The following is a 21,595-nucleotide window of genomic DNA, read 5'->3' on the forward strand; positions in this document are numbered from 1 at the left end:
CGACACCTGAGAGAATGGTGAGCATGGCCTCTGATCGTCCCCGCGTGCTCTCCGGAATCCAGCCCACCGCAGGCTCGTTCCACCTCGGCAACTACCTCGGCGCCGTCCGTCAGTGGGTGGCTCTGCAGGAGTCGCACGACGCGTTCTACATGGTCGTCGACCTGCACGCGATCACCGTTCCGCAGGACCCCGCGGACCTGCGCGCCAACACCCGGCTCGCCGTCGCCCAGCTGCTCGCCGCCGGTCTCGACCCGGACCGCTGCACGCTCTTCGTCCAGAGCCACGTCCCCGAGCACGCCCAGCTCGCCTGGATCATGAACTGTCTCACCGGCTTCGGCGAGGCCTCCCGTATGACCCAGTTCAAGGACAAGTCCGCCAAGCAGGGTGCCGAACGCGCCTCCGTCGGCCTCTTCACGTACCCGGTCCTGCAGGTCGCGGACATCCTGCTGTACCAGGCCAACGAGGTCCCGGTCGGTGAGGACCAGCGTCAGCACATCGAGCTCACCCGCGACCTCGCCGAGCGCTTCAACGGCCGCTTCGGCGAGACGTTCACGGTCCCGAAGCCGTACATCCTCAAGGAGACGGCGAAGATCTTCGATCTCCAGGACCCGTCGATCAAGATGAGCAAGTCGGCGTCGACTCCGAAGGGCCTCATCAACCTGCTCGACGAGCCGAAGACGACGGCGAAGAAGGTCAAGAGCGCGGTCACCGACACGGACACCGTCATCAGGTATGACACGGCCGAGAAGCCGGGTATCAGCAACCTGCTGACCATCTACTCGACCCTCACCGGAACCGGTATCGCGGAACTGGAGCAGAAGTACACCGGCAAGGGCTACGGTGCGCTCAAGACGGACCTCGCCGAGGTCATGGTCGACTTCGTGACGCCGTTCCGGGAGCGCACCCAGCAGTATCTGGACGACCCGGAGACGCTCGACTCGATCCTGGCCAAGGGGGCCGAGAAGGCGCGTGCCGTCGCCGCGGAGACGCTCTCCCAGGCGTACGACAAGGTGGGCTTCCTGCCCGCCAAGCACTGACCGCCGGTAAGGCAGCCGGTAAGGCAGTCGGTACCACAGCCGCTACCACAGTCCGTTCGACATCGAGTACGAGACGAGCACAACACCCCTACGACAGCCGGTACAGGGCTGCTCGGCCGTACAGTCGATAGCCGAGCCCGAAGCAGCATCGAGAGCCGAGCCCGAACCACCACCGAGCCCTGCCCGCAAGAACACCTGACCATCGAGACGACGACAGGAGACGACGTGGGGACCGTAACGATCGGTGTGTCGATCGCGGTCCCGGAGCCTCACGGCAGCCTGCTCCAGGAGCGGCGCGCGGGCTTCGGTGACCCCGCGGCTTCCGGCATCCCCACGCACGTCACCCTGCTGCCGCCGACGGAGGTCGACGACTCGGCGCTGCCCGCGATCGAGGCGCATCTCGTCGAGGTCGCGGCCGCCGGGCGCCCCTTCCCGATGCGGCTGTGCGGCACGGGCACCTTCCGCCCGCTGTCGCCCGTCGTCTTCGTGCGGGTCGTCGAGGGGGCGGAGGCCTGCACCTGGCTGCAGAAGCAGGTCAGGGACGTGTCCGGGCCCGTCGCGCGCGAGCTGCAGTTCCCGTACCACCCGCATGTCACCGTGGCGCACGGCATCGAGGACGAGGCGATGGACCGGGCCTACGAGGAGCTGTCCGGGTACGAGGCCGGGTGGCCCTGCACCGGGTTCGCGCTCTACGAGCAGGGCGCCGACAGCGTCTGGCGCCAGCTGCGGGAGTTCGCCTTCGGGGGCGCGATGGTGCCCCCGCAGGCGTGCGCTCCCGCCGAGCGCGACAGCACACTCCCCGCGCGCTGACGCCCCGGCCGCCCCCTCGGGAACGCGGCTCAGACAGGCAGTCGCCGGAACACCGGCCTCGGCACATGCCGCAGCGCCGCCATGATCATCCGCAGTGCCCCCGGCACCCACACGGTCTCCGACCGCCGTCGCAGCCCCGTCTCGATGGCCGTCGCGACCGCCTCCGGGGTGGTGGCCAGCGGCGCCGGAGCCAGGCCGGCCGTCATCTTCGTACGGACGAACCCGGGGCGTACGACCATCACGTGCACGCCCGTTCCGTGCAGCGCGTCGCCCAGGCCCTGCGCGAAGGCGTCCAGGCCCGCCTTGCTGGAGCCGTAGATGAAGTTGGAGCGGCGGGCGCGCTCGCCCGCGACCGAGGAGAGCACCACCAGGGAGCCGTGCCCCTGTGTCTGGAGGGCCCGCGCGCACACCAGCCCCGCCGACACCGCGCCCGTGTAGTTGGTCTGCGCGACCCGCACCGCGGACACCGGCTCCTTCTCGTCCCGCGCCTGGTCGCCGAGCACGCCGAACGCGAGCAGCACCATGTCGATGTCGCCCTCGGCGAAGACCTTGCCCAGCACGGTCTCGTGGGACTCGGGATCGAGGGCGTCGAAGGCGACGGTGCGGGCGTCCGCGCCGAGCTCGCGCAGCTGCTCGGCGGCCCGCTCCAGGGCGGGTGAGGGCCGTCCCGCCAGCCACACCGTGCGGGCGCGCCGGACGATCAGGCGACGCGCGGTGGCCAGCGCGATCTCGGACGTGCCGCCGAGAATCAGCAGGGACTGGGGGATACCGAAGGCGTCCTTCATGAAAACCACACTCCTAAGGGGCCAGAAAACAAAACCGCGCTCTCAAGGGGCGCGACATCAGAGACCGAGCCGACGCGACAGGTCCGAGGTGAAGACGGATCGCGGGTCCAACTCGGCCCGCAGCGCCCGGAATTCCTCCAGCCGTGGATACATCTCCCCGAGCAGCTCCGGCCGCAGCCGCGCGTCCTTCGCCAGGTACACCCGCCCGTCCGCGCCCGCGACCTCCTCGTCCAGCTCGTCGAGGAAGGCGCTGAGGCCCGGCAGGTTCGCGGGGATGTCCAGGGCGAGGGTCCAGCCGGGCATGGGGAAGGACAGCCAGCCCGGATCCCCGTCTCCGAAGCGCTTCAGGACGGCGAGGAAGGACGGACACCGGCGCTCGGAGATGCGCTGCACGATCCGGCGCAGGGCCTCCTCCTGCCCGTATCCGACGACGAACTGGTACTGCACGAAGCCGCCCCGCCCGTAGATCCGGTTCCAGTGCGGCACCCCGTCGAGGGGGTGGAAGAAGGTCGAGATCTTCTGCAGTTCACCGGCACGCGCGCGTGGAGCCTTTCTGTACCAGAGTTCATTGAACAGGCCGACCGTCGCACGGCCGAGCAGACCGTCCGGCACGAAGGAGGGCGCGGCCGGGAGCTGCGCGGGGCGAAACGCCAACGGATCTCTCCGCGCGCGTGGAGGCAGCTCGTCCACGGAAGCGTGCTCGCCGCGCGTCAGCACCGAGCGGCCCATCGACGTCCCGCGCGCGAGCAGGTCGATCCAGGCGACCGAGTACCGGTAGCGGTGGTCCGTCGCGGTGAGGCGGGCCATCAAGCCGTCCAGGTCCGCCGCGCGTTCGGTGTCGACGGACATCAGCGAGGTCTCGACGGGCAGGAGTTGAACGGTCGCCGTGAGGATCACGCCGGTCAGGCCCATGCCGCCGGCCGTGGCGTCGAAGAGGGGGGTGTCACGGCCGACCGTACGGATCTCTCCGTCGGCGGTCAGCAGCTCGAAGGAGAGCACGTGGCGGGCGAACGAGCCCGACACGTGGTGGTTCTTGCCGTGGATGTCCGCGCCGATCGCACCGCCGACCGTCACATAGCGGGTCCCGGGCGTGACCGGCACGAACCAGCCCAGCGGCAGCAGGACTTCCATCAGCCGGTGCAGACTCACTCCGGCGTCGCACAGGACGATCCCGTCGTCCGCGTCGATCGCGTGGATCCGGTCCAGGCCCGTCATGTCGAGCACGGCGCCGCCCGCGTTCTGCGCGGCGTCCCCGTAGGCCCGACCGAGGCCCCGGGCGATGCCGCCGCGCGTCCCGCACTCCCGGACGGCGGCCGCCGCCTCCTCGTATGTGCGCGGGCGGACCAGGCGGGTGGCGGTCGGGGCGGTGCGGCCCCAACCCGTGACGGAGACGGTGTCGGCAGGCATGTCCGTGACCGTAGCGCCGGTAAGGGGGCATAACGCCCCAATCTCCCCGGCCCTCACGGCTCCTCACCGAAACGGGTGATTAATGGGATGTCGTCCTAAATTGCCGTAATTCTGCGACCACTCCCTAGAAGAGTGAGATCACATGGACGACATTGACGACGGCCGTGCTGGCGGCCGTGCGGGAATGGACCACCGGGTGCTATCGGCACTCCACGGGTACGGCATGGATCCGCGCGTGGCGGCCGCCGCGCGCGCCCTGTCCTGGAGCGGGGAACACGGCGCGCTGTGGCTCGCCGCGGGGCTCGCAGGAGCGGCGGCCGACCGGGAGCGCCGCAGCGCGTGGGTGCGCGGAACGGCGCTCACCGCCGCCGCGCACCTCGCCAGCATGGGCGTGAAACGGATCGTGCGCCGTCCGCGCCCCGCGCACGTGGTGCCGTTGGTGCGCACGGCCGGACGGCACTCCTTCCCCAGCGCGCACGCCACCTCGGCGGCGGCCGCGGCGGTCGCGTACGGCGCGCTCGGCGCGTACGCGATCCCTCCGCTCGCCGCCGCGATGTGCCTCTCGCGGCTGGTCGTCGGAGTCCACTACCCCTCGGACGTCGCGGCCGGGGCGGCCCTGGGGGTCCTGACGGCACGTCTGGGCGCCCGCTGGATGGGAGTCCGCCATGGCTGAGCGCACCGCGCTTCTGGAGCGCACGCCGGCCTCTCCGGTCCCCGCGAAGACCCTCACCTGCCTGCCCCTGGGCCTGATCAAGACCGCCCGCCCCCGCCAGTGGGTGAAGAACGTGCTGGTCGTGGCCGCCCCGGCCGCCGCGGGCCGGCTCTTCTCGTGGCACGCGCTCACCCAACTCGGGCTCGTCTTCGCACTGTTCACGGCCTGCGCCTCCGCCGTGTACCTGGTCAACGACGCCCGGGACGCCGCCGCCGATCGCGCCCACCCGGTCAAGCGCCGTCGCCCGGTCGCCGCGGGCCAGGTCCCCGTCCCGGTCGCGTACGCCGTCGGAGGCACCCTCGCGGTCCTCGCCCCGGCCGCCGCGACCTGGCTCAGCTCGCCGGCCGTCGCCGCGCTGCTCACCGCGTACATCGGTATGCAACTGGCCTACTGCGTCAGCCTCAAGCACGTCCTGGTCGTCGACCTCGTCGTCGTCACGACCGGGTTCCTGATGCGGGCCATGATCGGCGGCCTCGCCCTCGGTATCCCGCTCTCGCGGTGGTTCCTGATCACCACGGGCTTCGGGGCGCTGTTCATGGTCTCGGCGAAGCGCTACTCCGAAGCCGTCCAGATGGCCGGGAAAGCGGGCGCCACGCGCGCGTTGCTCACCGAATACACCACCGGCTATCTGCGCTTCGTCTGGCAGCTGGCCGCCGGGGTCTCCGTTCTCGGCTACTGCCTGTGGGCCCTGGAGGAGGGCGGTGTGCCCGGCGCCGGTGTGCTGCCCTGGCGGCAGTTGTCGATGGTTGCCTACATTCTGGCCATCCTGCGGTACGCCGTCTTCGCCGACCGGGGCACGGCGGGCGAGCCCGAGGACGTCGTCCTGCGCGACCGCGCGCTCGCGCTCATCGGGCTGGTCTGGCTCGCGATGTACGGGCTGGCGGTGGCCAACTGGTGAGCCTCGCCCAGCGTCTCGCCCGGCGGCCCATGGCGCAGGAACTCCTCGGCTTCGCCACCGTCGGAATCCTCGCCTACGCCGCCGACCTCGGCCTCTTCGTCTGGCTGCGCGGGCCCGTGGGCCTCGACCCGCTGACCGCCAAGGCGCTGTCGTTCGTGGCGGGTTGCTCGGTGGCGTACACGGGCAACGCGCTCGGCACCTACCGGCACACGACCGCACGACGCCTGCGCCAGTACGGGATCTTCTTCGCCGTGAACATCGCGGGCGCCCTCGTCCAGCTGCTGTGCATCGCCGTCAGCCACTACGGCCTCGGCTTCACCTCGCAGCGCGCGGACACCGTCTCCGGCGCCGGAATCGGCATGGCGCTCGCTACTGTCCTGCGTTTTTGGGGTACTCGCACATTGGTTTTCCGAGGCGAGGGCAGAGTCGGATCATGGACTGGCTGAAAAAGCTCCCTGGGGTCGGTCCCGTCGTGACGCGTCTGATGGCCACGCACGCGTGGCAGTCGTACGAGCGGCTGGACCGGGTGAAATGGACGCGGCTCGCCGCGGCGATGACGTTCATCAGCTTCGTGGCGCTCTTCCCGCTGCTGACCGTCGCCGCCGCGATCGCCGCCTCCACGCTCAGCAGCAGCCGGCAGAAGGAGCTCCAGGACAAGCTCGCCGAGCAGGTGCCGGGCATCTCCGACCAGCTGGACATCAACGGCCTCGTCCAGAACGCCGGCACGATCGGCCTCATCGCGGGCGCCGTCCTGCTGTTCACCGGCATCGGCTGGGTCGGCTCGATGCGGGAGTGTCTGCGCGCCGTCTGGGAGCTCCCCGACAGCGAGGAGAACCCCCTCCTGCGCAAGCTCAAAGACGGCGGCGTACTCGTCGGACTCGGCGGCGCGGTGCTCGTGACGATCGCCGCCTCGACCGTCGCGTCCACGACGGTGGGGTGGACCGCGCGGCAGATCGGCATCGACGAGAGCGGGTGGGGCGGGTCGCTGTTGCGGGCCGCCGCGTTCGCCGTCGCCGTGCTCGCGGATTTCCTGCTTCTGCTCTACATCCTGACGCTGCTGCCGGGCGTGCAGCCGCCGCGGCGTCGGCTGATCGTCGCCGCGCTGATCGGCGCCGCCGGGTTCGAGCTGCTGAAGCTGCTGCTCAGCAGCTATATGAGGGGCGTCGCGTCGAAGAGCATGTACGGCGCCTTCGGAGTGCCGATCGCGCTGCTGCTGTGGATCAACTTCACCGCGAAGCTGTTGCTGTTCTGCGCCGCCTGGACGGCGACGCAGCACGACGAGCGACCCGCCGAGGTCAGCGGCGCCGGCGCATCAGATCGGGCAGCGGCCAACGGCGGTTGACCAGGAAGACACCGGCCGCGAGCAGCACGAGGAGGCCGCCCGTGATGGCCAGGGCGATCTCGATGCCGCTCGAACCGGCGTCGGAGGCCGCGGCCACGGGCTTGGCCGATGCCTTGCTCTCGTCCGACGCGCCATTCGACGCGCCGTCCGACGCCTTCGCGCCCGGCTGTGCGCTCGACTCGACCCCCTTCGGCGCCACCAGCTCACCCACCGGCTGGACCTTGCCCGTGGCCTGGAAGCCCCAGTCGAACAGCTTCGCGGTCTCCTTGTAGACCTCGTTGTGCTCGTCCTTCTCCGGGTTCATGACCGTGACGAGCAGCACCTTGCCGTCGCGTTCGGCGACACCGGTGAAGGTGGCGCCCGCGTTGGTGGTGTTCCCGTTCTTCACACCCGCGATGCCCTGGTACGTGGAGACGTCGCTGTCGCCGGTCAGCAGCCGGTTGGTGTTCTGGATCTCGAAGGACTCGCGGGTGTTCTTGCCCTTGTCGCTCTTCGTCGTCTCGCCCGGGAACTTCGCCGTCACCGTCGAGCAGTACTCCCGGAAGTCCTTCTTCTGCAGCCCGGAGCGGGCGAACAGCGTCAGGTCGTACGCCGACGACACCTGGCCCTTCTCGTCGTAGCCGTCCGGGCTGACCACGTGCGTGTCGAGGGCCTGGAGCTCCTCGGCGTGCGCCTGCATGTCCTTGACCGTCTGGTCGATGCCGTCGTTCATCTGGGACAGCACGTGGACGGCGTCGTTGCCGGAGCGCAGGAAGACGCCGAGCCACAGGTCGTGGACCGTGTACGTCTCGTTCTCCTTTATCCCCACCATGCTGGAGCCCGCGCCGATGCCCGCCAGGTCGGAGGAGACCACCTTGTGCTCGGTGGACCTCGGGAACTTCGGCAGCAGCGTGTCGGCGAACAGCATCTTCAGGGTGCTCGCCGGGGGCAGCCGCCAGTGCGCGTTGTGGGCGGCCAGGATGTCGCCGGACTCCGCGTCCGCGACGATCCAGGAGCGCGCGGTGATGTCCTTGGGGAGCACGGGGGCGCCGGTGCCGAGGTTCACCTGGGTGCCGGCCTGGCCGAGCCGTTCGCCGCCGACGGTCGACATGTTCGCCGGGGGAGTGGCCGACGGGCTCGTTGTCGGGGTTGCCGTCGAGGTCGCTGTCGACGTCTCTGTCGGGGTCGTTGTCGCAGTCGCTGTCGGGCTCGCGTCCGCGAACGCGGGTGCGGTGAGCGAAAGGGACAAAAGGGTGGCGGAAGTGACCAGCAGGGATCGCTTGACGGTCTTTTTGGTCGCGGGCACGGTCGAGAAAGTACAGGGCTCCGGTCGGGAAGTCCCATCACCCTCCGCACCCCGGCGCCGGGTTCCGGCCGACGACGGCGATACTGGACCCATGAAGCTCAGCCGCCCCGTCTCCTGGTTCCTGCTCGCCTTCGGGGTGTGGAGCTGGGTCATTTGGGTCACTTTCATTAAGAATCTGTACAAAGACGGCAGCGGGCTCGCGTTCGACGACGCGGGTGATCCGACGGCGTACTTCTGGGTGCACCTGACGCTTGCCGTCGTGTCCTTTGTCTTGGGGACGGTCGTCGGCGGCATCGGGTTGCGCGGGTTGCGCGCTTTGCGCCGGACGTCCTAACCGGGGATACGGCTCAGCGGGGGTCGGCAAAGGCTCGCCGAGGAATGCACGCAAGGACGGATTAGCTCGATCGTGTGATGGTCGGCTTGCAGGCTTGCGATGCACCGGGCGGTCCGGGCTAGCGTGGCTGTGCGATCTGGGACATCGGAAACGGTGCCAGCGTGCGGGGCCCCCGCTCCACCGGAGTGATGGTTCGGGGCCTCCCCGTCGCCTCTGGCCGTCTCCATATGGCCAGGTCGCACAGGGAACTGGCCTCCCGGGATCGGACCACGCACGGGATGCGTGTCGCCGCCTCGGGGATGAGTACGCCGGGGACCAGTGCGCCCAGGACCGTTCGGGGCGTGCGGCTGATCGGGCTCACTCCCGCTCAGTCCAAAGGAACGGTTACGGCGTCATGGTCATCGTCTTCGTGCTGGTGGGTGTGGCCGCGCCGGAGCATCCGTCCTCGGTCAGGCGCGGAATCGGTCGCTGAGGGAAGTGCCGGCGTTGACGCGCCAGCCGCTGCGGGCGGACGTTCCGGCACGTCCCCTGCGGTTGCGTCGGCGGGTGCGGGTGGTGGGGGGTGTGGCGTCGAAGGGTGCGGCGTCGGCGGCCTCTCGCTGGCTCTTTGTGTCGCGGGTGGTGGGTGGGGCGGCTGCGGCTGCGGCTGTGGGGACGGTCGGGTACGGGACGTACGGCGTTCTGCGGGGGCCCAGGGTGAAGCGGGTGACCGTGCCGCTGGCCAAATTGCCTCGGTCCGCGCATGGGTTCCGGATCGCTGTCGTCAGCGATATCCATCTTGGGCCGGTGCTCGGGCGTGGGTTCGCGCAGAAGGTCGTTGACACCATCAACTCCACTCAGCCCGATCTGATCGCGGTGGTGGGAGACCTGGTCGACGGGAGCGTGAAGGATCTGGGGCCGGCCGCCGCGCCGCTGGCTCAGTTGAGGGCGCGGCACGGGAGCTTCTTCGTCACCGGTAATCACGAGTACTTCTCCGGTGCCGCGCAATGGGTCCGGGAAGTGCGGGAGCTGGGGATCCATCCCCTGGAGAACGCGCGGACCGAGGTGGCCGGATTCGATCTCGCGGGCGTGAACGACGTACAGGGCGAGAGCGAGGGGCAGGGGCCCGACTTCGGGAAGGCGCTCGGGGATCGGGACACCGCGCGGGCGTGCGTGCTGCTCGCGCATCAGCCGGTGCAGATCCATGAGGCCGTCCGGCACGGGGTGGATCTGCAGTTGTCCGGGCACACGCATGGCGGGCAGTTGTGGCCGGGGAATTTCATCGCGGCCGCCGCCAATCCGACGGTCGCCGGGCTGGAGCGGTACGGCGACACCCAGTTGTACGTCAGCCGGGGCGCGGGAGCCTGGGGGCCGCCGACCCGGGTGGGCGCGCCCTCGGACATCACGGTCGTGGAGCTGGCGTCGAAGCAAGCCTGAGAATTTGCTGTGAAACAGGCCTGAAATCGTCTTTTCGATCTCCCTGGTTCATTCTTCAAGATTCTCTTCCCCAGCTGAAACACCTGTGATTAGGTGATCCGCGTCACTAGGGGAGTGACGTGCGGTGGGTCCTGGGGAGGGGCACCGATGCGATCGGTTCGCATACGGATTCTCGCGACGCTTCTTGTGCTGGCGGGCGTGGGAGTGGGCGGCTGGCAGTTGCTGCCGTCGGACGGGAACAGCGACAGGACCATCACGGTCGGGACGACGGACGTCGTCACGTCGCTCGACCCGGCAGGCGCGTACGACGCCGGATCCTGGGCGTTGTTCAGCAATGTGTTCCAGTCGCTGCTGACCTTCGAGCCGGGCGGCGCGGCACCCGTGCCGGACGCGGCGAAGAGCTGTGGCTTCGTGGGCAGTGGGTTGCGTACCTATCGGTGCACGCTGCGGGATGACCTGGCGTTCCCGAGCGGGCGGAAGATGACCGCGGAGGATGTGAAGTTCTCCTTCGAGCGGGTCAAGAAGATCAACTCCTTGGTGGGGCCCGCGTCGCTGTTCGACACCCTCGGCTCGGTGGACGCGAGCGGGCTGACCGTCACCTTCCATCTGGCGTCGCCGGACGCCACCTTCCCGTTCAAGGTGGCCACCGGAGCCGGTTCGATCGTCGACCACACCCGCTATCCGAAGAACGCCCTGCGCACCGACACCGGCGCGGACGGCACCGGACTGTACGTACTGAAGACGTATACGAAGAACAAGCGGGCCGTCCTCGCCACCAACCCGCACTACGAGGGCGCCATCAAGGAGACCGGCAGGCCCGTCGTGCTGCGCTATTACGCCGACTCCGAGGCGCTGCACAGCGCCTGGAAGGCGAAGAAGATCGACGTCGCCTCCCGGCAGCTGCCCCCCGCCGTGCTCGCGGACCTCTCGCCGAGCGACCCGACGCAGCGCGTCACGGAGGCCGACAGCGCCGAGACCCGCAACCTGGTCCTCAATGTGCGTGCGAACTCGCCGCTGCACGACCGGCGGGTACGGCAGGCCATCGCCGCGCTCGTCAATCGCGAGGAACTGGTCAGCAAGACGTACAAGGGGACGACCGACGCGTTGTACGGGCTGATTCCGGCGGGTATCACGGGGCACTCGACGTCGTTCTTCGACGACTATCCCAAACCCGACGCGAAGCAGGCGCGGGCATTGCTGACGGAGGCGGGCGTGCAGCTCCCGGTGCGTTTCACCTACGGGTATGCCGAGGGGCGGGGCGCGTCGGAGCAGGAGGCGGCCGAACTCAAGCGGCAGCTGGAGGCCGGCGGACTGTTCAAGGTGGAGACCAAGGGCTACGAGTGGACCGACTTCCAGAAGCGGTACGCGGAGGGCAAGCTGGACGCGTGGGCGATCGGCTGGGTCGCCGACTTCCCCGACCCCGACACCTTCAGCGGCCCGCTCGTCGGCAGCGGCAACAGCATGAAGAACGGCTACAGCAACAAGGAAGTCGACCGGCTGATTCTGGACAGCCAGCAGTTCGAGGACCGCAGCCGTACGGAGTCCGACCTCCAGCAGCTCCAGGAAGTCGTGGCTCAGGATGTTCCGCTGATTCCCCTGTGGCAGCGCAAGGAGTATGTACTCAGCAGTGAGGACGTCGGGGGCGGTCAGTATCTGTCGGACGGGACCGGTGTCTTCCGCCTCTGGCGGCTGAGCTGGATATGACAACTGACGTGATCTCACGGGGTTGGCACCCACCCCGGTGACATCGCGCTCTCGCCCAACGCAGCACCATGTGTCGGAGGTGCGTGCGGGGTGAGGAGTCGATGTGCTGAGACGGAACTCCTTCCGGCTGCCCCGGCACCCGGCGTCCGTCGGTCTCGCCCGGCGCCGGGTGCGGGACCATTTAGCCGACTGGGGTCACAGTGCCCATGATCCGGCCCTTGAGGACGTCGTGCTTCTCGTCTCGGAGCTGGCGACCAACGCGATACGCCACGGGCCGCTCCTTGAACGGGAGTTCGAGGTCGCGGTGACCGCCCTCGCCGACGGTTCCTGCTTCATCGAGGTCTCCGACGAGGGCTTCGGCGCGCCCCTGCTGCGGACGGTCGCCGAGTGGGATGAGACCGGCCGCGGGCTCCACCTCGTCGAGCACATCGCCGTGGCGTGGGGGGTGTGGAGCCGGGGGCGTTACGGGAAGACGGTGTGGGCGCTGGTGTCCGCTTCCACCTGATCTGCGTGACGTCTCCTCAGGGGGCGGGCGTGGAGTCGTACGCCGTCACTCACGGGGCGGGCGACGAGTCCTACGCCGTCACTCACGGGGCGGGCGTGGAGCCGTACGCCGTCAGGAAGCGGTCGCGGAAGGAGCTCATCTTCCAGACGGGGGCGTTGTGCTGGGGCTGCAGGCCGTCCGTCCAGCCCCAGTCGGCGATCTTGTCGAGTACCTTCGGGTCCTTGGCGACGATCGAGACCGGCACGTCACGGCTGGCGTGGTTGCCGCTGACCCGGGCGATGGGCTGGTGGTCGCCGAGGAAGACGAGCACGGTGTTCTTGTTGCCGTACTTCACCAGGTAGTCGATGAGGCTGGTCACCGAGTACTGGATGGACTTGCCGTACTCCTGCTGCGACTTGGCGGAGTCGGTGATGATGTCCGAGGGCTTCTTGCCCGCCTTCTGGATGGCGTCGTAGACGGAGCCGTCCCCGACCTGGTCCTGCGGGACCGTCGTTGGGATCGGCGCCCAGGGCTGGTGGCTGGAGGTCAGGATGATCTCCGACATCAGTGGCTTGTCGTGCTTCTTGCTGTGCACCAGGCGCTCGAACGCGGTCAGGGCGTACTGATCGGGCATGGTCGACCAGCTGAACTTCGGGCCCTTGTAGCCGAGTTCGTTGGAGTCGAGGACATTGTCGAGGCCGTAGAACTTCGCCTCCGGCCAGGCCTTCTGGATGCCCGGCATGATGCCGACCGTGTCCCAGGCGCCCGTCTTCTTGAAGGCCTTGGTGAGGGTCAGGTGGTCGCCCGAGGTGACGGTGCGGTACCGCTGCTGGTTGTTGATCCACAGGCCCGACAGGAAGGTGGAGTGGCCCAGCCAGCTGCTTCCGCCGTACGTCGCCGAGGTCAGCCAGCCGCTCTTCGCCGCGAACCCGGCCTTGACCAGCTTCTCGTTCTCCGCCGTGAGCGTCGCGTCGACCCCCGGTGCCTCGACCGGGTCCTCGATCGCACTGCGGCCGTAGCTCTCGATGAAGGTGATCATCATGTCCTTGCCGCGCAGCCCGGTCAGCAGCTGGTCCGGCGGGGTGTTGGCGAAGTTGTCCTTCTTGGCCACCTTGGCGAACGCCGCCTCGTCCCGCAGCGTCGCCTGTACCCGCTGCGCGCGGTCCTGGACGAGCTTGGCCGTACGGTCGGCGGCGACCGGCACGTCGGTGAACTGCACGCCGAGCGCCGCGCAGGTGATCCAGACGGTGCCCAGCACCAGGGTCGTGCGCGTCGCCGTAACGGTGTGACGGGCCATGAGGTTGGCGAGCCGGACGACCGCCAGCGCCATGAGGACGAGCACGGCGATCACGATCGCCACGACCGCGACGACGATGCCGAGCGCGCCCTTCTTGCCCATCGTGTCCTGGAGGTACGCCTGCGCGTCGCTGAACAGCGCCCAGTCGAGGACGAGATTGAAGCCGCGCCCCAGGTATTCGGTGAAGCCGATGTCGAGGAGGTTCAGGACGGTCAGCGCGCCCAGGCTCAGTCCGGCGAACGCCGCGACGACGATGCGGGGCTTGCGCGGCAGGATGATCAGCACGGCGGCGCCGAAGATCGCCTCCACCGGGATGCGCAGGAACTCGGCAGGCCTGAACCCGGCGGGGCTGTCCGGCATGAGCAGCGCGAACAGCACGAGCACGGCGGCCAGGGTGGTGGTGGTCCACGCCAGGACGCGGGCCGCGACGGGGTACCGCTCCCGCCAGCCGCGCCAGCGCCGCCAGCCGCGGGCGGAGGTGGCGGTGGGGGTGGGGGCGGGCGTGACTTCGGCCGGGGCCTCGGCGGGGGCTTCGGCAGGCGCTCCGGCTGGGGCGTCGGCACGGGTTTCGGCCGAGGCTTCGCCGTCGTCCGGGTCCGCGTCCGGGTCCGCGTCCGGGTCCGCGTCCGGGTCGGCGCCCGCGGGAGGTTCCGGTGTCAGCCCCTCCTCCGGAGCTTCCGGTGTCAGTCCCTCCTCCGGAGGCACCTCGTCCGTGTTCGGCAGCTGTCGAGAGCGCGTGTTGAACGACAACCCGGAGGTCCTTCCGTGCGAAGCCCGGTGGTGGCGCGGCGGACCGGACTGGGGAGATCGGGGCCGCCTTCATCGTGTACGGCGGTGTGGCGGCCTGTGTTCAATCAACTGGGTCTGCTTCTTCCCAAGTCCGTTCTAGCAGGTCACCGAGCCGGAAGCGGGAGAGTCACCGCGCGGGAAGCGTCACCGTCACCGCCAGCCCCTTCCCCGGTGCCGTCCGTACCGCCACTTCGCCCCCGTGCGCCGTCACCAGGCTCTGCACGATCGCCATGCCGAGCCCGCTGCCCGCGCCGCCACCCGCCCGGAAGAACCGGTCGAAGATGCGCGCCGCGTCCTCCTCCGCGAGCCCGGGACCCTCGTCCGCGACACACAGCCGTACGACACTGTCCGCGCGCTCCAGACCGAGCCGCACCGGCACCTCGGCGGGCGTGTGGGTGCGTACGTTGCCCACGAGGTTGCCGAGCACCTGCCGCAGCCCCGACTCGTCGGCGTGCACGAGCAGGGCCCCGTCGGCGCCGACGGTCACCGGGCGCCCCGGCTGCTGGGCCCGCAGGTCCTCGGCCGCGTCCCGCACCAGACGACTCAAGTCGACGTTCTTGAAGCGGAGTTCGGGCCGCTGGTCGAGGCGGGCCAGGGTGAGCAGCTCGTCCACGAGCCGCCCCATCCGGTCGGCCTCCGCGTTCATCCGGTCCCAGGCCCGCTTGCGCTCGGCCGGGTCGCGCAGCATCCCCTTCTCGTACAGCTGGAGATAGCCGCGGATCGCCGACAGCGGGGTGCGCAGCTCGTGCGAGGCGTCCCCGACGAACCGGCGCAGCTGGGCCGCGCTGCGCTCGCGCGTCCGGTACGCCGATTCGACCTGGTGGAGCATGGCGTTGAGGGCGAGTCGCAGCTGTTCGACCTCCTGGGTCGGATGGTGGCTGGAGGGCACGCGCCGGGTCAGATCCCCCTCGGCGATCGCCGACGAGGTCTCGACCATGGCCTCCAGCGGCCGCATCCGGCGGCGCACGCTGAACATCGTCAGACATGCGAGCAGCGCCAACAGCAGGGTGCCGACGGCCAGATCGAGCTTGAGCGCCTTCTCCATGCCCTTGTGCTGCCCGTCGATGGAGGTGGCGAGCAGGACGTACGTCCCGTCGACGAGGCGTGCCCCGGTCGCCCGGTAGGAGGCGCCGTGCACGGTGACGTCGTGCGGCTCGGGGTCGCGGGCGAGCGCGCGCGGGCTGTCCACGGCGGCGGCCAGGGCGCGTTGGGTGTCGGTCGGCTCGAAGCCGGCGACGGTGACGGCGCTCCCGCGTCCGTCGACCGCGACGAAGATCGAGTCCGGTTTCGGCGAGTCGTCCGTCTGCGGTACGAGCCGGTCGTGTACGAACGCCAGCGCGCTCAGCGAGTCGATCTGCTGCATCGTGAGCCGCGAACTGCCCAGTGAGTCCCGGGTCTTGGCCAGCTCGGCGTCGATCTGGTCGAGCAGATAGTGCCGCATGCCCATCAGACTCACGGCGGTCGCCACGATGATGCCGAGCGCCAGCAGCCCCACGTTCGCGAGCGTCAGCTTGCCGCGCAGCGAGTGGATCCCGTGCCGGCAGCGCGGTCGCCGGACGCGCAGGGGAGGGATGCTCATCCGCGAGAGGTTCATACGGGAGATGCTCATGCGAGCCCGTATCCGACGCCCCGCCGGGTCTGGATCACCGGCGGCCCGAGTGGTTCGAGCTTGCGCCGCAGATAGCTGATGTACGTCTCCACGACGGTCGACTCGGCGGAGTGCTCGTACTGCCATACATGGCGCAGGAGTTGCTCCTTGGGCACGATCCGCCCGCCGTTGCGGACCAGGAAGCGCAGCAGCGCGTACTCGGTGGGGGTGAGCTCGACCGTACGGCCCGCCCGATGGACGCTGTACGTCGTCTCGTCCAGCTCCAGGTCGCCGTACCGCAGGGGCGGGCGCTGCGGTAGGACGTCGTCGGGGCGCGTACGGCGCAGTACGGCCGTGATCCGGGCGACGACCTCGTCGATGTTGAACGGCTTGGTGATGTAGTCGTCGCCGAAGCCGAGCGCGCCCACTATCTCGGCGGGCGCGTCCCGCGCGGTGAGGAAGACGATCGCCAAGTCCGGTCGGCGCAGCCGCAGTTCGCGGCCGAGCGCCCGGCCGTCGCCGTCCGGCAGCATCACGTCGAGCAGCGCCGCGTCGGGGCGGGTGCGCTCGGCGAGCGTGAGCGCCTCGCGGACGGTGCCCGCGGTCATGACCTCGAAGCGGTGGTAGCGCAGGGCGATGGCGAGGACGTCCGCGATGCTCGGCTCGTCCTCGACGACGAGGACGGTGGCCCCCTCGTGAGCGGTCATGTCCCCAGTATCCGCAGCGGCACTGACAGCGGGGGCCGTCCGCGCTTTGGAGTTCCTTGAGAGTCATGGGCGTGTCGTGTTCCCGCGCACGTACCGCCGTCGATGGTTGATCCCAGGACCTGGGGGACCAACCGATGGACGAAGGAGCGTTGAGCGTGGCGACATTGGCACGGTGGTGCTATCGGCACCGGCTGGTGGTCCTGTTGCTGTGGGTGGGGGCACTGTTCGGTCTGGGCTTCGCGGCGTCGACCGCGGGCACGGACTACGCGAACGTCTTCTCCCTTCCGAACACGGACTCCAAGCGTGCGTACGACCTGATGGAGAAGGCGTTCCCGGAGAGCGCGGGCGACACCGACACGGTGGTGTGGAAGGTCGACGGGGGAACGGTCCGGGACCAGTCCGTACGGTCCCGGATCCAGCCCGCGCTGGACGAGATCGCGAAGATGAAGGGGGTCGGCGGGGTCACCGGCCCGTACTCGGGCGACCAGGGCGCGGCGCAGATCAGCTCGAACGGGCGGATCGCGTACGCCCAGATCACCTTCACCGAACAGGCCAACGCCGTACCCAAGGAACTGGTGCAGAACGTCGTCGACACGGCGCAGAACGCCGAACGCGGTGGCTTGGAAGTCGAGTTGGGCGGTCAGGCGATCCAGCGCGTCCAGGAACCGCCCACCGGGCTGGCGGAGATGGTCGGCATCCTGGCCGCGGCCGTCGTCCTCTTCCTCGCCTTCGGCTCGCTCTTCGCGATGCTGCTGCCGATCGGCATCGCCATCTTCGGTGTCGGCACCGGCCTGTTCTCCACGCAGCTGCTCAGCCATGTCACGGACGTACCCGACCTGGCCCCGCTGCTCGCCACGCTGATCGGACTCGGCGTCGGCATCGACTACGCGCTGTTCATCGTCACCCGGCACCGGCGCGGCATCCTGCGCGGCGTGGAGCCGGAGGAGTCGGCGGTCACCGCCCTCAACACCTCCGGCCGGGCGGTGCTGTTCGCCGGTGGCACGGTGTGCATCGCGCTCGCCGGGATGCTGGTGACGAACCTGCGGTTCCTGGACGGCGTGGTCATCGGCACCTCGCTCACCGTCGTCTTCAGCGTGCTCGCGGCGGTCACCCTGCTGCCCGCCCTGCTCGGTCTCCTCGGCACCCGGGTGCTCAGCCGCCGCCAGCGGCGCAAGCTGGCCGCGACCGGTCCCGAGCCGGAGCGGGCGAGCGGCCCGGCGGCGCGCTGGTCGGCGAACGTCCAGAAGCGCCCGCGTACGATCGCCGCCCTGGCCCTGGTCGTCATGGCCGTACTCGCGCTGCCCGTCCTGTCGCTGCGGCTCGGCGCCACCGACCAGGGCAACGACGACGCCTCGACGACCACCCGGAAGGCCTATGACCTGCTGGCCGAGGGCTTCGGGCCGGGCTTCAACGGCCCGCTCCAGGTGGTCTCGTCCGGCGGCGACACCGACGCCCTGGTGGCCGGTATCCGCGCGACCGACGGGGTCGCCCGGGTCGCCGCGCTGCCGCCCGCGCAGGGCGTCTCGGTGATCCAGGTGGTGCCCACGACCTCACCGCAGTCGGAGAAGACCGACCAGCTCATCGACACGCTGCGGGACCGGGTGATCCCGGACGCGGGGGCGCAGGCCCACGTCGGTGGCGTGACAGCCGTCTCCAAGGACTTCGCGTCCATCACCGGCGACCGGCTGCCGCTCTTCATCGCCACGATCATCGGACTCGGCTTCCTGCTCCTGCTGGTCGCCTTCCGCTCCCTGGTGGTGCCGCTGACGGCCGCCCTGATGAACCTGATCGCGGCCGCCGCGTCCTTCGGCGTACTCGTCGCGATCTTCCAGTGGGGCTGGGGCCTGGACCTGCTGAGCCTCGGCAAGGAGGGACCGATCAACGCCTTCCTGCCCGTCATCATGCTCTCGCTCCTCTTCGGCCTCTCGATGGACTACCAGGTGTTCCTGGTGAGCCGGATGCACGAGGAGTGGGTGCACACGAAGGACAACGCGCGCGCGGTGCGGGTCGGGCTGGCGGAGACCAGCCGGGTCATCAACTCGGCCGCCCTGATCATGGTGTGCGTCTTCCTGGCCTTCGTGCTCAGTGGCGACTCGGGGGCGGCGATGGCGGGCGTCGGCCTGGCCGCGGCGGTCGCACTCGACGCCTTCATTCTCCGTACGGCGCTGGTGCCGGCCGCGATGCACCTGCTCGGCAAGTCCAACTGGTGGCTCCCGGCGGGGCTGGAGAAGCGGCTGCCGCATCTGGCGGTCGAGCCGAGCGAGCCGGCGCCCGTGGAGGCGGCTCCCGCAGGCGGCGGCGCCACGGTCGTCCACGGCTTCGTCCGCGACGCCGAGGGCGCCCCGGTCGACGGCGCCGTCCTCACCCTCCTCACCAAGGGCGGCCGCCAGCTCGACCGCGTGACCTCCCTGGCCGACGGCTCGTACATCGTCTCGGTACCGTCCCCGGGCACGTATCTGCTCTCGGCGACGGCTTCCGCGTACGGCGCCCGGGCGCGGCACGTCGTCGTGACGGACGAACCGCTGGTGTACGACGTGGAGTTGGCGGAGGGAGAGGTGGACGCGGTCAACTGAGGCCGTTGCGGGGACGGGGCGTCCGCCCGGCCGGGCGCCTCTACCCCTGCTTCTTGGCGGACTTGGCGGACTTCGCCGGGTCGGGCAGAGCCTTGGTCATGCCCGGCATGAAGTCGGTGAACAGTTCGTGGACCTCATGGACGAGGGGGCGCAGGACGCGGAAGCGGGCCAGCGAGACGCCGCGTGAGGTGAGCCGGGCACCGCGCTCGGCCAGCCGGTAACTGCGCTCGCGCCCCTCGGTGCGGTCGAAGACCCAGTACAGGACGAGCCCCATCTGGGAGAGCCACATCAACTCGGGAAGTACGTCCCGCAGTTCATCGGGCACCTTGGTCTTGGCCCCGGCGAGCACCTGGCGGTGGACGCTGATGGCCTCCACGCGCGCGTGCTCCGACTCGGGGGAGAAGGGGCTGAGCGGGCTGTCCGGGTCGGCGGCGCTCTTGAAGAACTGCACCGCGAACTCGTGGTACGGCGTGGCGATGTCCAGCCACGCCTTCAGCACCCCGCCCAGGCGGGCCTCCAGGTCCGTCTCGCGGGCCAGCACCTCCCGGACGGCCACCTGGTGCTCGGCGGCGAGCCGGTCGTAGAAGCCCTGGATCAGATGTTCCTTGCCGGCGAAGTAGTAGTACGCGTTGCCGACGGAGACCCCGGCCTCCTGGGCGATGGCCCGCATGGTCGTCTTCTCGTACCCCCGCTCCTGGAACAGCCGCATCGCCGTCTCCAGGATCAGGGCGCGGGTCTGCTCGCTCTTGGCGGGGCTCTTGGCGGGGCCCTTTGCGGGGCTGTCCTGAGAGGGGCCGTCCTGCGTGGGGCTGTCTTTCGGTGCTGGCACGGGACGAGCCTAACGAGTGGGACAGGTGCCGCTGTCGCAGGCGGGAGGTTCGTACGCCCACCCCGAGCTCGGCGTGTAGACCCACCCGTCACCGCGCCGGTACACGCCCCCTCCCCATCCGTCCGTGCTGTGCGTCTCGCGCCACTTGGCGGCGGCCAGCATCGCGCCCTTCGCGAGGCGGGCCCCGGCCGGGGTGCTCAGCCGGTGGGCGAGCGGCCGGTGCTCGCGCAACGCCCACAGGGTGACGACCCAGGCGGCGGCTCCCCGGTAGACCTGCCCTGTGTCCCCCACGACGGTGATCTCGTCGAGGGTGGCGCGGTGATCGAGCCCGGGAAAGAGCCGCCGGGCCTCCTCGGACCCGGCCGCGACGAGCCGGAGCGGCACCAGCTGCGGCTGCTTCGCGAGCCAGTCGCGCAGGAAGGCGCAGAGGGAGCACTGCGGGTCGTAGAGGACGGTGAGCCCGAGAACCGGGACGCGTACGGCGTCCCGGTTCCCGGTGGCTGAGGAGCCGGCCACCGTGCTCACGCCCCGGCCGTCGGGGCGACCCAGTCCGTCGGCGCGACGGGCGGCATCTGCTCCCGCTCCATGACGCCCCGCCGCCGGATCTTGCTGAGCACGTACACGTTGCCGAGGTGCATGACCCCGAGGACGAGCAGTACGACGCCGAGCTTGGTCGACAGGGCCTCGAAGACCTCGCGGGCGTTGCCGATCGTGTCGTCCTGGTGCAGGTAGAGGGCGACGAATCCCAGGTTGACCAGGTAGAAGCCCACCACCAGCAGGTGGTTGACCGCTTCGGCGAGTTTCTCGTTCCCGTGCAGTACGTCGGCCAGGAAGATCCGCCCGTTGTGGCTCAGCGTGCGGGCCACCCAGATGGTCAGCGCGATGCTGACCAGCAGATAGATGACGTACGCGACGACCGTGAGGTCCACGTCCCCACCCCTTCTTGAACGCGTTCAAAACGCTGTCAGGAATGAATGTAGACCTGCTTTTGAACATGTTCAAGTCGAGAGTGGGGGTAGGGCGGTGCTTGGGTGGCCCGGTGTTGGCGTCGCCGTCAGGTCGTGCGGGCCAGCTCGGGGCGCTTGCTGTAGTCCGTGAGACCGATGACGTTGCCCCAGGGGTCGGCGATCTCGACGGTCCAGCCGGTGGCGACGGAGAACGGGGCGTCGAGCGGCCGAATGCCGGCGGCGGCCAGGGAGCGGGCCGCGGCCCGCGTGTCCCGCACCTCCAGCCACACCCGCGGCGAGGCCCACGGCGGTGGCCGATGACTCAACTCCTCGTCCAGCCGCAGCAGTACCCCCGGCGTCTCCTTGCCCACTTTCAGCAGCGCGATCCCGGCCTCGTCCAGCCGGAACGCCACCGGAAACCCGGCCCGCTCGTAGAACCCGACGGCCTCGTCGAGGTTCCCGACGGGCAGCAGCACGTTGTCGAATCCGAGCAGCTCGTATGACACGTCATCTGACATGCAGTCAGGTTAGGTCGCTCGCCACGCCCGGCCGGGGAACCGGCGACGACGTCACCCGGGTGGCGCGCGGCGCGCCCGCGAGCCATTCCCGTGCGGTCCCGGGCGCGGTGACTGATTGTCAGTGGTGGCTCGT

20 protein-coding genes and 1 pseudogene are annotated in these 21,595 nt (G+C 69.8%); 11 read left to right on the top strand and 10 right to left on the bottom strand.

Features of this window, described 5'->3' with window-relative positions:
• The first annotated feature begins 23 nt into the window (after nucleotides 1-23).
• The gene (trpS, locus tag ACZ4WS_RS05540) at nucleotides 24-1,037 is read left to right on the top strand and encodes a tryptophan--tRNA ligase (protein ID WP_467977435.1); all 1,014 of its coding nucleotides are present in this window, start codon (nucleotides 24-26) and stop codon (nucleotides 1,035-1,037) included.
• Nucleotides 1,038-1,262: 225 nt separating this feature from the next.
• Nucleotides 1,263-1,847, top strand: a complete 585-nt coding sequence (locus ACZ4WS_RS05545; RefSeq protein ID WP_467977437.1) for a 2'-5' RNA ligase family protein — start codon at nucleotides 1,263-1,265, stop codon at nucleotides 1,845-1,847.
• Nucleotides 1,848-1,876: 29 nt separating this feature from the next.
• Here the strand turns inward: ACZ4WS_RS05545 and ACZ4WS_RS05550 are convergent, their stop codons facing one another.
• Nucleotides 1,877-2,632 (bottom strand): decaprenylphospho-beta-D-erythro-pentofuranosid-2-ulose 2-reductase, encoded by a 756-nt coding sequence (locus tag ACZ4WS_RS05550; RefSeq protein ID WP_467977439.1) that lies wholly within the window; start codon nucleotides 2,630-2,632, stop codon nucleotides 1,877-1,879.
• 57 nt (nucleotides 2,633-2,689) lie between these two features.
• The gene (locus ACZ4WS_RS05555; protein WP_467977441.1) at nucleotides 2,690-4,039 is read right to left on the bottom strand and encodes an FAD-binding protein; all 1,350 of its coding nucleotides are present in this window, start codon (nucleotides 4,037-4,039) and stop codon (nucleotides 2,690-2,692) included.
• 142 nt (nucleotides 4,040-4,181) lie between these two features.
• On the opposite strand from ACZ4WS_RS05555, the gene ACZ4WS_RS05560 reads away from it, so the two are divergent.
• From ACZ4WS_RS05560 to ACZ4WS_RS05575, 4 genes are read left to right on the top strand one after another with little or no spacing between them, the layout of a single operon-like run.
• Nucleotides 4,182-4,712: a phosphatase PAP2 family protein gene (locus ACZ4WS_RS05560; RefSeq protein WP_467977443.1), complete on the top strand. Its 531-nt coding sequence runs from the start codon at nucleotides 4,182-4,184 to the stop codon at nucleotides 4,710-4,712.
• Complete coding sequence (locus ACZ4WS_RS05565) at nucleotides 4,705-5,649, top strand: decaprenyl-phosphate phosphoribosyltransferase (protein WP_467977444.1); 945 nt, start codon at nucleotides 4,705-4,707, stop codon at nucleotides 5,647-5,649. Before ACZ4WS_RS05560 ends, ACZ4WS_RS05565 begins: the two co-directional genes overlap by 8 nt.
• A gap of 29 nt (nucleotides 5,650-5,678) precedes the next feature.
• A complete protein-coding gene (locus ACZ4WS_RS05570; protein ID WP_467978297.1) occupies nucleotides 5,679-6,095 on the top strand; it encodes a GtrA family protein in 417 nt (138 codons plus the stop codon).
• The gene (locus ACZ4WS_RS05575; RefSeq protein ID WP_467977446.1) at nucleotides 6,083-6,991 is read left to right on the top strand and encodes a YihY/virulence factor BrkB family protein; all 909 of its coding nucleotides are present in this window, start codon (nucleotides 6,083-6,085) and stop codon (nucleotides 6,989-6,991) included. Before ACZ4WS_RS05570 ends, ACZ4WS_RS05575 begins: the two co-directional genes overlap by 13 nt.
• Here the strand turns inward: ACZ4WS_RS05575 and ACZ4WS_RS05580 are convergent.
• Nucleotides 6,945-8,276: a D-alanyl-D-alanine carboxypeptidase family protein gene (locus tag ACZ4WS_RS05580; protein ID WP_467977448.1), complete on the bottom strand. Its 1,332-nt coding sequence runs from the start codon at nucleotides 8,274-8,276 to the stop codon at nucleotides 6,945-6,947. The two genes, ACZ4WS_RS05575 and ACZ4WS_RS05580, sit on opposite strands and share 47 nt — an antisense overlap.
• A 91-nt stretch (nucleotides 8,277-8,367) precedes the next feature.
• On the opposite strand from ACZ4WS_RS05580, the gene ACZ4WS_RS05585 reads away from it, so the two are divergent.
• The 4 genes and pseudogenes from ACZ4WS_RS05585 to ACZ4WS_RS05600 all read left to right on the top strand — a co-directional run bounded on the left by ACZ4WS_RS05585 (nucleotide 8,368) and on the right by ACZ4WS_RS05600 (nucleotide 12,235).
• Nucleotides 8,368-8,610, top strand: coding sequence for an SCO4848 family membrane protein (locus tag ACZ4WS_RS05585; RefSeq protein WP_467977450.1), 243 nt, complete (start codon nucleotides 8,368-8,370; stop codon nucleotides 8,608-8,610).
• A 588-nt stretch (nucleotides 8,611-9,198) separates the two neighbouring features.
• Nucleotides 9,199-10,026, top strand: a pseudogene (locus ACZ4WS_RS05590) (metallophosphoesterase); the annotation flags it as partial.
• 147 nt (nucleotides 10,027-10,173) lie between these two features.
• Nucleotides 10,174-11,730 carry an ABC transporter substrate-binding protein gene (locus tag ACZ4WS_RS05595; RefSeq protein WP_467977452.1) on the top strand — a complete coding sequence of 519 codons (1,557 nt, stop codon included), beginning with the start codon at nucleotides 10,174-10,176 and terminating at the stop codon, nucleotides 11,728-11,730.
• Nucleotides 11,731-11,833: 103 nt separating this feature from the next.
• Complete coding sequence (locus ACZ4WS_RS05600; protein WP_467977453.1) at nucleotides 11,834-12,235, top strand: ATP-binding protein; 402 nt, start codon at nucleotides 11,834-11,836, stop codon at nucleotides 12,233-12,235.
• An 82-nt stretch (nucleotides 12,236-12,317) separates the two neighbouring features.
• Here the strand turns inward: ACZ4WS_RS05600 and ACZ4WS_RS05605 are convergent, their stop codons facing one another.
• The 3 genes from ACZ4WS_RS05605 to ACZ4WS_RS05615 form a co-directional block, all read right to left on the bottom strand.
• Nucleotides 12,318-14,261: a sulfatase gene (locus tag ACZ4WS_RS05605; RefSeq protein ID WP_467977455.1), complete on the bottom strand. Its 1,944-nt coding sequence runs from the start codon at nucleotides 14,259-14,261 to the stop codon at nucleotides 12,318-12,320.
• 166 nt (nucleotides 14,262-14,427) lie between these two features.
• Nucleotides 14,428-15,879, bottom strand: coding sequence for a sensor histidine kinase (locus tag ACZ4WS_RS05610; protein ID WP_467977457.1), 1,452 nt, complete (start codon nucleotides 15,877-15,879; stop codon nucleotides 14,428-14,430).
• Between the two features lie 26 nt (nucleotides 15,880-15,905).
• Nucleotides 15,906-16,595, bottom strand: coding sequence for a response regulator transcription factor (locus ACZ4WS_RS05615; protein WP_467977459.1), 690 nt, complete (start codon nucleotides 16,593-16,595; stop codon nucleotides 15,906-15,908).
• 164 nt (nucleotides 16,596-16,759) lie between these two features.
• Here ACZ4WS_RS05615 and ACZ4WS_RS05620 point away from each other — a divergent pair, with 164 nt between their 5' ends.
• Nucleotides 16,760-19,168, top strand: coding sequence for an MMPL family transporter (locus ACZ4WS_RS05620; protein WP_467978299.1), 2,409 nt, complete (start codon nucleotides 16,760-16,762; stop codon nucleotides 19,166-19,168).
• A gap of 40 nt (nucleotides 19,169-19,208) precedes the next feature.
• On the opposite strand, the gene ACZ4WS_RS05625 is transcribed toward ACZ4WS_RS05620, so the two are convergent.
• The 4 genes from ACZ4WS_RS05625 to ACZ4WS_RS05640 form a co-directional block, all read right to left on the bottom strand.
• Complete coding sequence (locus ACZ4WS_RS05625; protein WP_467977461.1) at nucleotides 19,209-19,997, bottom strand: TetR/AcrR family transcriptional regulator; 789 nt, start codon at nucleotides 19,995-19,997, stop codon at nucleotides 19,209-19,211.
• Nucleotides 19,998-20,006: 9 nt separating this feature from the next.
• A complete protein-coding gene (locus tag ACZ4WS_RS05630; protein WP_467978301.1) occupies nucleotides 20,007-20,513 on the bottom strand; it encodes a thiol-disulfide oxidoreductase DCC family protein in 507 nt (168 codons plus the stop codon).
• A 5-nt stretch (nucleotides 20,514-20,518) separates the two neighbouring features.
• Nucleotides 20,519-20,926, bottom strand: coding sequence for a hypothetical protein (locus ACZ4WS_RS05635; protein WP_467977463.1), 408 nt, complete (start codon nucleotides 20,924-20,926; stop codon nucleotides 20,519-20,521).
• Between the two features lie 125 nt (nucleotides 20,927-21,051).
• A complete protein-coding gene (locus tag ACZ4WS_RS05640; protein ID WP_467977465.1) occupies nucleotides 21,052-21,462 on the bottom strand; it encodes a VOC family protein in 411 nt (136 codons plus the stop codon).
• Nucleotides 21,463-21,595 lie beyond the last annotated feature (133 nt).

This window comes from Streptomyces sp. NPDC029292, assembly GCF_055569295.1.

Excerpts from the sequence above, each read along its gene's own strand:
- trpS (WP_467977435.1), top strand. The coding sequence starts at position 24 with ATGGCCTCTGATCGTCCCCGCGTGCTCTCCGGAATCCAGCCCACCGCA.
- ACZ4WS_RS05550 (WP_467977439.1), bottom strand. The coding sequence starts at position 2,632 with ATGAAGGACGCCTTCGGTATCCCCCAGTCCCTGCTGATTCTCGGCGGC.
- ACZ4WS_RS05555 (WP_467977441.1), bottom strand. The coding sequence starts at position 4,039 with ATGCCTGCCGACACCGTCTCCGTCACGGGTTGGGGCCGCACCGCCCCG.
- ACZ4WS_RS05560 (WP_467977443.1), top strand. The coding sequence starts at position 4,182 with ATGGACGACATTGACGACGGCCGTGCTGGCGGCCGTGCGGGAATGGAC.
- ACZ4WS_RS05565 (WP_467977444.1), top strand. The coding sequence starts at position 4,705 with ATGGCTGAGCGCACCGCGCTTCTGGAGCGCACGCCGGCCTCTCCGGTC.
- ACZ4WS_RS05570 (WP_467978297.1), top strand. The coding sequence starts at position 5,679 with ATGGCGCAGGAACTCCTCGGCTTCGCCACCGTCGGAATCCTCGCCTAC.
- ACZ4WS_RS05575 (WP_467977446.1), top strand. The coding sequence starts at position 6,083 with ATGGACTGGCTGAAAAAGCTCCCTGGGGTCGGTCCCGTCGTGACGCGT.
- ACZ4WS_RS05585 (WP_467977450.1), top strand. The coding sequence starts at position 8,368 with ATGAAGCTCAGCCGCCCCGTCTCCTGGTTCCTGCTCGCCTTCGGGGTG.
- ACZ4WS_RS05595 (WP_467977452.1), top strand. The coding sequence starts at position 10,174 with ATGCGATCGGTTCGCATACGGATTCTCGCGACGCTTCTTGTGCTGGCG.
- ACZ4WS_RS05610 (WP_467977457.1), bottom strand. The coding sequence starts at position 15,879 with ATGAGCATCCCTCCCCTGCGCGTCCGGCGACCGCGCTGCCGGCACGGG.
- ACZ4WS_RS05615 (WP_467977459.1), bottom strand. The coding sequence starts at position 16,595 with ATGACCGCTCACGAGGGGGCCACCGTCCTCGTCGTCGAGGACGAGCCG.
- ACZ4WS_RS05640 (WP_467977465.1), bottom strand. The coding sequence starts at position 21,462 with ATGTCAGATGACGTGTCATACGAGCTGCTCGGATTCGACAACGTGCTG.